Source organism: Streptococcus pseudopneumoniae, from assembly GCF_001068775.1.
GTDB lineage: Bacteria > Bacillota > Bacilli > Lactobacillales > Streptococcaceae > Streptococcus > Streptococcus pseudopneumoniae_N.
In genome coordinates this window covers 32,337-45,558 of the sequence record NZ_JWAJ01000113.1, presented here as the reverse complement: position 1 = coordinate 45,558, position 13,222 = coordinate 32,337, and the positions used below count along the sequence as shown (strand labels likewise).

Below are 13,222 nucleotides of genomic sequence, written 5' to 3'. Positions count from 1 at the left end.
CGGGATTCGAACCCGTGTTACCGCCGTGAAAAGGCGGTGTCTTAACCCCTTGACCAACGGACCGGAGTTGTTATTTTCAACTCTTACTATTATACCGACTTTTCTTACTTTGTCAACACCTTTTTTTAACTTTTTTTCAATTCTTCTGAATTACTTCCTGTAACTCTTTCAGCATGGCTTTGCGTCCCTTGAAACGCTCATCTGCCCAGAGTTTTGGTTAATTTTTTTCTTACAATAATTGTTTTTTATGAAGCACATATCATTTTTGGAAAACATTTCTTCATATTGCTCAAGTAACTGTTGCATTCTTATTTTCAGAAAATTTGAATCATTTCCTCTAAGAGAGCATTAACATAAGTGAACTTGTATTTTATTTTTCATATATATAGAGAAATCTTTGATTTAAATTAGAGTTCCCTCAACTTTTTTAAAAAAAACAGAGAAAACTTGTGCCCCCTCTGTTTATAGTATTTAAGATAATTAATTTTCTTCACTCATTTTTGATTTTACTTCATCATAAGATAGTGCATGTGATTCCTCTTCTACTGTTTCAGGCATCTTTCCTGTTTCGTATAGAGATTTAATTTGTGTACTATCCAATGTTTCGTATTTCAATAATGCTTCTGCAATCAGCTTGTGAGTTTCACGATTTGACTGGATAATTTCAGCAGCTTTGTTTCGTGCTTCATTCAATAATGAACGAACTTCTTCGTCAATTTCATAAGCTGTTTGTTCTGAAATTGATTTTTGAGGGCTTTGTGCACCAAACATAGCATGATTTCCTTCATATTGTACTGGACCAAGTTTTTCACTCATACCATACTCAGTAACCATAGCACGCGCCATCTGAGTCGCTTGTTCGAAGTCATTAGATGCTCCAGTTGTTTGGACGTTAAAGATAATCTCTTCAGCTACACGTCCACCCATTAATCCAGCTAATTGCTCTTTCATATCTTCTTTAGATAAAAGCATTTGGTCTTCTTTAGGAAGTGCAATCATATATCCGCCTGCACGTCCACGTGGTACTATGGTAACTTTATGAACAACACGGGCATTTGACAATACTAGACCGACAATGGTGTGTCCTGCCTCATGGTAGGCAACCAATTCACGTTCTTTTTGTGAAACTGTCTTGTCTTTCTTAGATGGTCCAGCGATAACACGATCTTCAGCTTCATCAATATCAGAAGCATCAATCACTGATTTATTACGACGAGCTGCAACTAAAGCTGCTTCATTCAATACATTTTCCAAATCGGCACCAACAAAACCTGGAGTTTGTTGTGCTACCAATTTCAAATCTACATCTTCAGCTAAAGGTTTATTTCTAGCATGGACTTTCAAAATTGCTTCGCGTCCCTTAACATCTGGACGACCAACCAATACTTTTCTATCAAAACGACCTGGACGAAGTAGAGCCGGATCAAGAACATCTGAACGGTTTGTTGCCGCAATGACAATAATTCCTTCATTTCCTTCAAAACCATCCATTTCAATCAAGAGTTGGTTTAAGGTTTGTTCTCGTTCATCATTACCTCCACCTAAACCAACACCACGTTGGCGACCAACGGCATCAATTTCATCAATGAAGATAATAGCTGGTTCTGCTTTTTTTGCGTCCTCAAAGAGAGAACGTACACGGCTCGCACCGACACCGACGAACATTTCTACAAAGTCAGAACCTGAAATACTAAAGAATGGTACACCAGCTTCTCCTGCGACTGCTTTGGCAAGTAATGTTTTACCAGTTCCCGGAGGTCCTTCTAAGAGAACTCCAGCTGGAATCCGGGCACCCAATTTTGTAAATCGTTTTGGATCTTTTAAGAATTCAACAACTTCAACAAGTTCTTGTTTTTCTTCCTCTGCGCCTGCGACATCTGAGAAGCGAACTTTGATATCTTCTTTATTAGCAGCTTTAGCTTTACTACGTCCAAAGCTCATTGGATTGCGTCCACTATTTCCGCCCATATTTCCCATCATAGAGAAGAGGAAGAAGAATAAGATAGCAAATGGTACTACTGAAACCAGGATGTTAATCCACATACCACTTGAGCTTTCGTGTTTCACTTCAATCTGTGTTTGGTGTTCACTTGCTAACTTTTGCAAATCCGCTACAGTTGTATCTGATGGGAGGACAATACTTGTAAATTTCTCTACTTTTGTAGCAGAGGGTGTAAAAAATTGAATTCCCGTTTCCTGTTTCTCTGTCTTAGCAGTTTTGTAGACACCATACACTTCAATAACACTACCACTTGGTTGGTAGGTCATTTCTTTTACATTGTCGTTAGTGATTTCCTGAACCAATTCTGAGTACTTAATTTGTTGACTATGACCAGCGGATCTGCCAGCAAAAAAGTACTGGAATCCTGTCACTAGCAAGAAAATCATCAACAAATAAAGAAATGGATTTTTTATGAAACCATTATTTTGTTTTTGCATTCAAACACTTACCCTTCTATTTTGAGTAAACTTCCTCTTTCAATACACCTACATAAGGAAGGTTACGATAGTTTTCATTATAGTCTAGTCCATATCCTACAACAAATTCATTTGGAATTGTAAAACATGTATAATCTGCTTCGATTTCTACAGTGCGACCTTCTGGTTTATCAAGCATGGTAACAATCTTCACAGACGCTGCTTCTCTTGCAGTAAACATATCTTTCAAACTTTTCAAGGTTTGACCAGTGTCAATGATATCTTCTACAAAGACAACATGTCGACCTTTAATATCTTGAGTTACGTCTTGTTTAATATTAATGACACCACTACTTACAGTCCCACCATGATAGCTAGAGACCATCATAAAGTCCATTTCAAGATGTGTATCAATATATTTCACCAATTCTGCCATAAAAGGAATAGAACCTTTTAAAATTCCAACTAAAATCGGATTTTTACCCTCATAATCTTTTGTCAACTGAGCACCCAATTTTTTAGCTGCTTCTGTAATTTCATCTTGTGAAATCAAAATTTTCTTGATATCTTTTTCTAACATGATTTTACCTATCTATTTTTTCTATATAAAGTACAGTGTTCATTATATCATTTTTCATTTTTTTACTCAAATCACTGATTTCAATTCCTAAAACTGAACAAATTTTTCCAAATTGCTCAATGATAATAGCTTTTTCTCGTCTTTCTTTAGGAATTTTTAAATCAATAAAAAGTCGCCTTAGTTTTTTACGATGACCATTTTTTATCAAATAATCACCAGGCTGTCGATGCCTTAAAATCAAAGATGTTTCACGAGAAACATTCATCTTTTGAATATTTTCCCCTTCTAGAGGGATTCCAAATGAAAATAAATAACCTTCATAATGAAGTTGATTTTGATAGTTTAACACACACTCACTACTTTTTTCATCAGACTTTGGTCTGATTTTACAAATTCGAAAGTGCTGGTATTCTTTTACAAGTTCATAACCATTTTTTATATAATGGCGATATTGACTCTTAGTTTTTAAAATATGATGAATTTCTTGAAATTGTTCTCTTGTTACATTTAAATCAGCAAAACAACTAAGGTATTGTTGTAGCAAAATTCGCTGTGTTGCCTCAGAAAAGAATAAAAACTGAGTTAAATCTTCCACATTGACTGTTTGAGATAATTCAGTCAGAGCAATTTGATAGTCAGATACTTCTTTTCCAAACTCTAAAAATGCTCTCTTCACCTGAATATTTTCTTTTTCCAGTTGTGGTAAGTAAATATTACGAACTCGATTGCGAAAATAGTAATTTTCTTCATTCGTCCTATCTTCAAAATGCTCGATTTCAGGAAAATCCTTCTTATAAAAAGACAGCAAAGGACGAATCAATTCTCCTTTATCAAACTCTTGTCTTTCTTTAATAGCTGATAAGTGTTGTAATCTAACACCCCTAATCATTCGCATAAATACCGTCTCAACCTGATCATCTGCATGATGAGCTGTTACAAGGGCTGTAGAGGAAGTTTTCCCCATCACTTTCCTAAAAAATTTATAGCGAAATTGACGAGCATTTGCTTCTGAAAAATCTCCAGTAAAATGAGCTACGTAAATTGGAACTCCAACTTGTTCAGCTAGTTTTATTAATTCATATTCTTCATGGTCTGATTCTAATCGTTGTTTATGGTTTACATGAGCTAAAAATAATTCAATCCCAAGTTCTTCTTGGTAAGTTGAAAGGAGATGAAAAAGAAACATCGAATCCAATCCACCAGACAAGGCTAATATAACTCGTGAATGATCTTTAAAATAACCTTTTTCTAGAAAATGATTTAAAAAATCTCGGTCTCTCATTTTAGGACCTCATAGACATCCTTAGCAATTTTAGAAATGGTATCATAATCAGAATCTTTGGTAAAGATTGAAATAATGAAAGGAGAATCTGTATAGACTATTCCTACATCGTGTTTAAATTCATCTGCATCCCCAATTTTATGGGCTACCTTAGCAGAAATATTCTTAGCAATCCTCTGATTATCAAAAGCTGTTTGTGATAGGGATTCTAAAACAAAACCATTCTGATTATAAATAGATTCCATAACTTGACCAGCCATTTTCGCTGAAGCCAACTTATCTGTCACATCCCATTCCTCACCTGCGATAGTAGCCATCTCTTTTTTAAAGGCTTCATCTGATTTATTCGTAATATAATAACCAAGAATATTATGAGCTACATTGTCAGATTCTTTTGCAGTTTTTGTGATTAAATCTTTGATTGTGTATTCTTTATTGTCTGCTGTTTTAGGGAGACTTCCGCTTCCTTCAGGTTTATAAGAACCAGGGAAATCATTAACTTCGGAAACATACTTTAATTTCGTGTCAAGTTGGTAATCACCTTGATTGATTTTTTCTTGAACATAATAAAGATAAGGCAATTTCATAACACTAGCAGCGTACATTTTTTGATCTTCATTAATCCCAGCTTCCTTACCTGTACTCAATTGTTTAACATAAATAGAAAACTGTTCATTTTGATAATTCGCAGATAACAACTCTTGTACTTTCTGGATTCTATTATCATCATTGGAAATATAATCCGTCGAAATCCAACCAGTTTGTTTGATATGTAAAAATTCATGCCCACCAGCAAAAATAGACATATCTACTTCAACATCTTGATAGGGTACCAAAGTAGATTTTAATTCTTGTTTATCATAAGGGCTATTATAGACAATAAATTCAGGTTCTAACCACAGTCGTTTAGAAAAATTGTTGACAATTGAACTATCGTATAAAAGTCGTTTATCGGCCATCACAAACTGATTATTAGACAATTTAAAGATAGGCTGTCCTTGTTTATTTAATCTCCATTCTAAAACAGATAATTTTGTATCTGCATTGACTTTTCCTGATTCTTTAATCAAATCTTCTGTAGAATAAACAGATGTTTCACCATAAAATTTTGGAGATTCTATAACATCTTGATAGTAAAAGTGATACGAAGCGTGGGTTAAGGAATAAACTTCTTGGTTTGGAATGATAACTGGATTCTCAGTGCTTACTACTTGGACACTTTTTAAAAAAATAGGAAGTAGCAATATCACTAAAAATTTACGCATTCTTTTTTTCCTCTTCTTCCTGTAACCGTAACAGATGATTTTTTTGAGCTAACTCTTCTAATTTTTCATCTGATTGACTTAAAAATTGTTCAATAATATCTAATAAATTTTCCATTTTACATTACCTAGGAAGTAAGTCCGGAATAGTATAAACTTCTTCCCATGATTTTGAATAGTAATATTTTGCACGCAAATACTTGGCTGCGTATGTTTCGTCCTTTAATTTGGTTGCAAGATTTGATTCTTTATCTTTTTCATCGCTCAATTCTTGATACTGTTTTTTCAGATCGGCTAACTGTTGGCGACGTTCGAGTAGTTGCTGATAACTTTGAGTCAAATTATAGGTTGGTAGGATGAACAACAACATAATCAAAATCAAAACCCAGCCCATAAAACGATTTCTTCTTTGTCGTTCTTCCATCAAGTATTTACGACGTTGGTGTTCATTTTGAATAAAAGAATTATTCATTTGTACAATTTTTTTATACATCGTTTTCTACCCTTGTTTCGCTGATAATTTCATACATACCGGCAGCATCTTCTTTTTTAGTGCTATCTTTCATTTCTAACACTTTTACGAGCAACAATTTATTTCCAAAACGAATTTCGACTTGATCGTTGATTTTTAAATCTGTAGAGCTCTTAGCAAGAATACCATTTACCTTGATACGTCCCTTATCTGCAACTTCTTTAGCCACTGTACGACGCTTAATAATTCTTGATACTTTTAAATATTTATCTAATCTCATTTTTATTACCTCAAATTATTATTGTACCATTTTTCTACCTTTTATAGAAGAAAAAAGATAACTCCTAATGTGACTATTTTGATTCTTTTATATTTGCTAATGATTCTCCAAAAGTTAAAAGACCTTCCAAAATCTCATAATCCTTTTTATTACGAATATCAAAAACAACTTCGATTAAACCTTGATTTTCTGAAATATTTGCCTTCAAACTTGTCTGAGAAAGAGCCTGGAAATAATCTTGTGTTAAAAATAATTGTTGCGATATTTTTTCAAACTGAATGACCAGCTTATTAACCTTTCTTTCTACACGATTGACAAATACTTTATCAAGATATGCTTTGGCTAACCCAATTTCTAAAAGGTAAGCAACCACATCTGGATATTCTCCAAAACGATCGATCAACTCATCTTGTAATTCTTCATAGTTGACACGATTGTCAATTTGACGAATTCTCTTGTAAATTTCAATTTTATGCCGTTCATCTGAAATGTACTCATCCGGAAGATAAGCATCAATTTGTAAAATTAACTCAGCATTTCCTTTTTCACGTTTTTTGTCAGTTCCATTTTTCTTAGCTATCGCTTCTTCCAGCAACTGAGAATACAACTCAAAACCAACAGAATCAATAAAACCAGACTGCGAACTTCCTAAAAGATTACCCGCTCCACGAATGGATAAATCACGCATAGCGATTTTGAAACCAGAACCTAGTTCAGTGAAACCTTTTATGGCTTCTAATCTTTTCTCAGAAACTTCTGTCAGGGTTTTATCTGGACGATACATAAGATAAGCATAAGCGATTCGGTTACTACGACCAACCCGACCTCTTAATTGATACAAGGTAGACAGACCCATATGATCCGCATTTTCAATAAATAAAGTATTTGCATTTGGAATGTCCACACCTGTTTCAATAATTGTAGTGGTGACAAGAATATCATACTGTCCTTCTATAAAGTCAAGTAGCGTATTCTCCAAACGAATTTCACTCATTTGTCCATGAACAAATCCAATCAAAGCTTCTGGAATCAGTTCTTGTAACTCTGAAACCTTTTTTTCAATCGTGTCAACTTTGTTGTAAAGATAGTAAACCTGACCACCACGATCCATTTCTCTCAATACAGCATCACGAATGACACGATCATTCTGTTCAAGAACATAGGTTTGAACAGGATATCGATTGGTTGGAGGAGTTTCGATGACTGATAAATCTCGGATACCTAACATAGACATGTGGAGGGTTCTAGGAATTGGTGTAGCTGTCAAGGTTAAGACATCAACCTTCTTTTTTAATTCCTTCAAAGCTTCTTTATGCTTTACTCCAAATCGTTGTTCTTCATCAATAATCATCAACCCCAAATCAGCAAACTCAACATCTTTAGATAAAACTCGATGAGTTCCTATCAAAATATCTACTTGACCTTTTTTCAATTTTTCAAGTGTCTCAGTCTGCTCTTTTTTACTTCTAAAACGACTCAAAACATCTACATTGACAGCAAATTGTTCAAATCTTTCTTTAAAATTACTGTAATGTTGCTGAGCAAGAACGGTAGTTGGTACTAAAACGACAACCTGTTTATGATCATTGACAGCCTTAAATGCAGCTCGCATGGCCACCTCAGTCTTACCAAAACCAACATCTCCAACTAAAAGTCGGTCCATCGGTTGAGGAGCCTGCATATCTTTCTTTATCTCTTCGATACTTCGAAGTTGGTCCTCAGTCTCTACATATGGGAATGCTTCGTCAAAAGCGTTTTGGTCTTCATCATCTTTGGAAAATGCAAAACCTTTAAGTTGACTTCTCTCTGCATATAACTTAATTAAATCATCTGCAATATCTTCAACTTGACTCTTTACTTTTTGCTTCGCTTTTTTAAAACGTCCATCGTTTAATTTGTTTAACTTTGGAGCCTTACCATCACTAGAGACATACTTAGAAAGAGTCTGTATCTGCTCCACAGGGATAGAAATACGATCTCCATTTTGATATAGAACACTTACGTAGTCTCGATGAATTCCTTTGATTTCAATCGTTTCAATCCCTAAATATTGCCCAATACCATGAATTTGATGAACAACATAGTCTCCTTTTTGGAGCTCGTTATAATCCTTTAATCGCTCAGCGTTGCTGATATTTTGTCTTCTATATTTCCGTTTAATCTTCTTTTTAAAAATCTCATATTCAGTGATAAATACAAGATTTTCATCTACAAAATGAAACCCATGTCGCAGATTTCCTTCAACAAGATTGACAGTTCCTTTACAGATTTCACTTTCATTACTATTATCAACTTTAATATCATATTCATCAAGAATCGTTGACAGTTTCTTTAATTCAGTTTTGGTACTTGATTGAAGAACAATTGTATACTTCAATTTTTTATAACGTTCAATTTCTTCTTTCAGAAAAGAAAACTGATTGAAGAACTCTTGCATTGGATATTGACTAAATTGATACAGATGATCAAATTTTAGATTTCCAAGCCCTTTTTGGAAATTTGAAAAGAAACTAGAAGGCTGATATTTTTTTAAAATCCCTTCTGTATCTACAAAGTAAAGTAGACTTGACACTGATTTACCATTATGTAAATCATCTGTAAAGTAGCTAGCGATTTCCTTATCAAAAGCATCGTACTGATTCAAGATTTTTTGAAAATCATCAAAGATAATGGGCACTTGATTCAAATAATCTATCAGTGTCCACTGTTTTTTATAAAAATTAGATAAAAACTTACGAATATCAGCATGAAGAACTTGCTCTTTCGTGCAACTAAAAACTTCTTCTAAGTAAGACTTTATAGTTGGAGAAAGTGACTTATCAATCTCATGTTCTAAAAATTTCTGGCCACGCTGATAATCTTCAAAAGTTAGTAAAATATCACTTGCTGGATATATCAGTACTTTAGACTGACTGTCTTTAGAAAGCTGAGTTTCAGTATCAAATTCTCTAATGCCATCAATCTCATCACCAAAAAATTCTATTCGGTAAGGAGATAGTTGAGAAGTTTCAAAGATATCTAGAATATCTCCACGAAGGCTAAATTCTCCCTGACTTTGAACTTGTGTAACTTTCTTATAACCAAGAGAAATTAAGTGATTTTTTAATTCTCTTTGTTCGCATTCCTGGCCCACTTGAAGTTCTAAGACACTATCATCAAAAACTTGAGGATTTGGTAAGAATACCCGACTAGCTGCGACATTACAAACTAAAATCCCTCTTTGAGACTTATCTCTTAGAAAACGCAAAGCTTCAACCCTAGAAAAAATCTTTTCCTGAGATGATACCAAAAATTCGACCATTGGTGAATCATCTACTAGAAATGGATAAACCAGATCCGAACCTAGTATAGAGATTAGATCATTGACCAGACGCTCAGCTTCTCCATATGTGGAAGTCATCACTAAAACCTTATCCTGACTCTTCAGACTACTAGCAATCGCTAAAGATTTTGCTGAGCCAGAAAGACCTAGCAATAATTGTCTTTGTTTCTGTGGTAGGTTCTCATGCCAAGATAGGATTTGTTTATTCTCTAAAAAGAAATCTAGTAAATTCATTGGCCTACCCGTTGTATTTCTGCATCGTTTTTTCAAATTTTTTTTCTTGTAAATAATAATTTACAGCATCGTCAACCTTGTCAATAGATTGTAAAATACCAATATAATCTTCTTGATCAAACTTACTCAAAACATGGTGAACAACAGACATTCCTTTTTTAGGTCTACCAATACCAATCTTTACACGATTGAAAACCTGTGTACCGATATGTTGAATAATCGACTTAATTCCATTATGACCACCAGCTGATCCTTTAGCACGAAGACGAATTTTTCCTACTTCCATGTCAAGATCATCGTAAATAATCAGTAAATCTTCAATATCTAAACCATAGTAGGTTAACAATGCATGAACAGCTTTTCCACTTTCGTTCATAAAGGTAGTTGGTTTTACCAGATAAATTTTTTCACCATTAAGGAAAAAGGATGCTAAGTCAGCTTGGAATATCTTATCGTGTGTAAAGGTGACATTCTGTTTTTTTGCTATTTGATCAATCAACATAAAGCCAACATTATGTTTAGTTTCAAAATATTTATCCCCTGGATTTCCCAATCCTACAAGTAATTTTGTCATTTAAATTTCCTTTCAAAAGCCAAAAGGGTTGGAATTTTTTTCCAACCTAATTGACATTATGTTAAATATTGATTAGACGTTAAAGCGGAATTCCATAATATCGCCATCTTGCACGACATATTCTTTTCCTTCTTCACGCAAGCGTCCAGCTTCTTTTACGGCCTTTTCAGAGCCATATTTTACCAAATCGTCATAAGACATGGTCACTGCACGAATAAATCCTTTTTCAAAGTCAGAGTGGATGATACCAGCTGCTTGAGGAGCTTTCATGCCACGTTTAAATGTCCAAGCACGAACCTCTTTTTCACCAGCTGTAAAGTAAGTTCCAAGTCCTAGTAGATGATAAGCAGCTCGAGTCAACTTATCTACACCTGATTCTGTCAATCCAATGGCTTCAAGAAACTCTTTTTTATCTTCATCGTCTAACTCAGAAATTTCTTCTTCAGCACGCGCTGAAATGACCACTACCTCTGCATTTTCTGTTTCTGCGAATTCACGAATTTTCTTCACATAATCGATAGATTCTGGGTCTCCAACGACATCCTCATCAACATTAGCTACATAAAGAATAGGTTTCGTGGTCAAAAGGAAAAGACCTTTGACTACTTTTTGCTCTTCATCTGTAAATTCAATGGTACGTGCTGATTTACCGTCTTCAAGAACAGGTTTAATTTTTTGAAGAACGTTAAATTCTGCAACTGATTCCTTATCTTTTTGCGTACGCGCCATTTTTTCTACACGCGCATAGCGTTTATTGACTGATTCTAAGTCAGCAAGAATCAATTCTAGGTTAATAGTATCAATATCTGCTAGCGGATCCACAAAGGCATCTTCACGACCTTGCTCACGCATGACATTTTCATCATCAAAGGCACGAACCACATGAACAATCGCATCAACTTCACGGATATTGGCTAAGAATTTATTCCCCAGACCTTCTCCTTTTGATGCACCCTTTACAATCCCTGCAATATCTGTAAATTCAAAGGTTGTTGGGACTGTCTTCTTAGGAGTGATCATTTCAGTCAATTTTTGTAGGCGTTCATCTGGAACTTCTACCATTCCAACGTTTGGATCAATAGTCGCAAAAGGATAGTTTGCAGCCTCTGCTCCTGCTTTTGTAATTGCATTAAATAGGGTTGATTTACCTACGTTTGGTAAACCAACGATACCTGCTGTTAAAGCCATAGTTTCTCATTCTCCGTTCACATTTCAATCTTCAATATTATAACACAAAAAGGGAAAACTTGCTAACCCTCTAACTAGGGTTCTTAGTCGATGATTTTACTCATTTTTCTTTCAAAATCATAGCGACTCATCATGACCACATGATCACAATTGCTACATTTTATTTTGATATCTGCACCAACACGGGTAATTTCCCAGCGATTTGCCTTTTTGCCTGTTGACTTAATCGTACAAGCATGAGGTTTTTTCATTTCAACAAAATTTCCAACTTCATACATAGTTAGTCTCCTTTTTCTTTTTCGATTATATCATAAAAGAGGCGAGCTAGGCTCAACCTCTTTCCATTAATTTGTACGAACTGGCGTGATGAGCTGCATGAAATCTTCATCTGTATCAGCTGGAACCAGAGTAAATGGACGAACTGCTGAAATAAAGCTGATTGTAACTTTTTCGCTATTTAGAGCTTTTAGTGCTTCAATCAAATAAGTTGGGTTGAAACTAATTGTCAAATCAGCACCACTTACATTTTCAGTATCAATTTCTTCATTTACTTTCCCTACTTCTGGAGAGTGAACATGGGCACTTACAACTCCTTCTTTGATTTCTAATTTAACAGTACCATTTTGTGTCGCACTTGATAAGAGGCGAGCACGTTCCATAGACTGGCGTAGTTTAGCAACATCAAAAGTAACTGTTGTATTGAAATCTGTTGGAATCAATCGATCGGTATCTGGATAATTTCCTTCTAAGAGACGTGTGTAAAAGCTAATATTTTCACTTCTAAAGAGAATTTGGTTGTTTGCGAAGAAAATCTCTACGGTTTCGATATCGTCCGTAAAAACAGCTGAAAATTCACGTAGCGAACGACTTGGGATGACAACATCAAAATCATCGCTATTTTTTTCAAGAGTCAACTTTTTCTGACTAAGACGGTGAGAGTCTGTCGCAACTGTTTTTAATTCTTTATGATTGCTCAAGACAAAATGTACCCCCGTCAAAATAGGACGGCTTTCTTGGGTACTAGCTGCAAAAGCTGTTTCATTGATAATCTTTTTAAGAAGTTTTGTTTCAAGAACTAAAGGATTGCTTGCAGAAATTTCCTGAATACGTGGATATTGCTCGCTATCTTTTCCTTTAAGAGTAATCTCTGATTTTCCACTAGTTAAGACAATTTGCTTTTGTTCAATCTCTTTAAAATCAAGTGTTACATCTGGAAGACTTGAAACAACATTGATAAAGAAAGAAGCTTCCAGTAGAACTGATCCTAAAGAATTAATCAAGAGACCTGCATTTTCATTTTTTTGCGAAATGAAATTTTCGATTGAGATTTGACCATTTGATCCAATCAAGGTAATTCCTTCATTGGTAACATCAATTTTTACAGTCGACAAAATAGGAATTGCATTCTTTGAGCTAATAGCTCTCTTTGTTGTATTTAAGGCTTGTAAAAATAAGTTTTTATTAATTGAAAAATGAATCATGGATTCTCCTTTATTCTTTTTATTATTAGAAGGATAATAGTAATAATAGAGCGTGTGAAATCTGTGGAAAAACACTTGTAATCAAGAAAACTCAAGGACAGAGCCTTGTTTAAAAGATGTGGATAAATA

The 13,222-nt window shown here is 34.6% G+C and carries 12 protein-coding genes; all 12 read right to left on the bottom strand.

Features of this window, described 5'->3' with window-relative positions:
* Positions 1-480 precede the first annotated feature (480 nt).
* Complete coding sequence (ftsH, locus tag ADF68_RS06465; RefSeq protein ID WP_049549109.1) at positions 481-2,439, bottom strand: ATP-dependent zinc metalloprotease FtsH; 1,959 nt, start codon at positions 2,437-2,439, stop codon at positions 481-483.
* A 16-nt stretch (positions 2,440-2,455) separates the two neighbouring features.
* Entirely contained in the window at positions 2,456-2,998 is a 543-nt protein-coding gene (hpt, locus tag ADF68_RS06460; protein ID WP_000890189.1) for a hypoxanthine phosphoribosyltransferase, read from the bottom strand.
* Between the two features lie 4 nt (positions 2,999-3,002).
* Positions 3,003-4,280 carry a tRNA lysidine(34) synthetase TilS gene (tilS, locus tag ADF68_RS06455; protein WP_049549108.1) on the bottom strand — a complete coding sequence of 426 codons (1,278 nt, stop codon included), beginning with the start codon at positions 4,278-4,280 and terminating at the stop codon, positions 3,003-3,005.
* Positions 4,277-5,545: a serine hydrolase gene (locus tag ADF68_RS06450; protein WP_049549107.1), complete on the bottom strand. Its 1,269-nt coding sequence runs from the start codon at positions 5,543-5,545 to the stop codon at positions 4,277-4,279. Before ADF68_RS06450 ends, tilS begins: the two co-directional genes overlap by 4 nt.
* A complete protein-coding gene (locus tag ADF68_RS11585) occupies positions 5,538-5,660 on the bottom strand; it encodes an SP_0009 family protein (protein WP_000429332.1) in 123 nt (40 codons plus the stop codon). Before ADF68_RS11585 ends, ADF68_RS06450 begins: the two co-directional genes overlap by 8 nt.
* A gap of 6 nt (positions 5,661-5,666) precedes the next feature.
* Positions 5,667-6,035 carry a septum formation initiator family protein gene (locus ADF68_RS06440; RefSeq protein ID WP_000277028.1) on the bottom strand — a complete coding sequence of 123 codons (369 nt, stop codon included), beginning with the start codon at positions 6,033-6,035 and terminating at the stop codon, positions 5,667-5,669.
* Positions 6,028-6,294 (bottom strand): RNA-binding S4 domain-containing protein, encoded by a 267-nt coding sequence (locus ADF68_RS06435; protein ID WP_001234970.1) that lies wholly within the window; start codon positions 6,292-6,294, stop codon positions 6,028-6,030. Before ADF68_RS06435 ends, ADF68_RS06440 begins: the two co-directional genes overlap by 8 nt.
* 73 nt (positions 6,295-6,367) lie before the next feature.
* Positions 6,368-9,850 carry a transcription-repair coupling factor gene (mfd, locus tag ADF68_RS06430; RefSeq protein WP_049549106.1) on the bottom strand — a complete coding sequence of 1,161 codons (3,483 nt, stop codon included), beginning with the start codon at positions 9,848-9,850 and terminating at the stop codon, positions 6,368-6,370.
* A 4-nt stretch (positions 9,851-9,854) separates the two neighbouring features.
* Positions 9,855-10,424, bottom strand: coding sequence for an aminoacyl-tRNA hydrolase (gene pth / locus ADF68_RS06425; RefSeq protein WP_049549105.1), 570 nt, complete (start codon positions 10,422-10,424; stop codon positions 9,855-9,857).
* A 72-nt stretch (positions 10,425-10,496) separates the two neighbouring features.
* Positions 10,497-11,612 (bottom strand): redox-regulated ATPase YchF, encoded by a 1,116-nt coding sequence (ychF, locus tag ADF68_RS06420; protein WP_049549104.1) that lies wholly within the window; start codon positions 11,610-11,612, stop codon positions 10,497-10,499.
* Positions 11,613-11,695: 83 nt separating this feature from the next.
* Positions 11,696-11,890 carry a DUF951 domain-containing protein gene (locus ADF68_RS06415; RefSeq protein WP_049549103.1) on the bottom strand — a complete coding sequence of 65 codons (195 nt, stop codon included), beginning with the start codon at positions 11,888-11,890 and terminating at the stop codon, positions 11,696-11,698.
* 66 nt (positions 11,891-11,956) lie between these two features.
* Positions 11,957-13,093: a DNA polymerase III subunit beta gene (gene dnaN, locus ADF68_RS06410; RefSeq protein ID WP_049508360.1), complete on the bottom strand. Its 1,137-nt coding sequence runs from the start codon at positions 13,091-13,093 to the stop codon at positions 11,957-11,959.
* Positions 13,094-13,222: the final 129 nt, after the last annotated feature.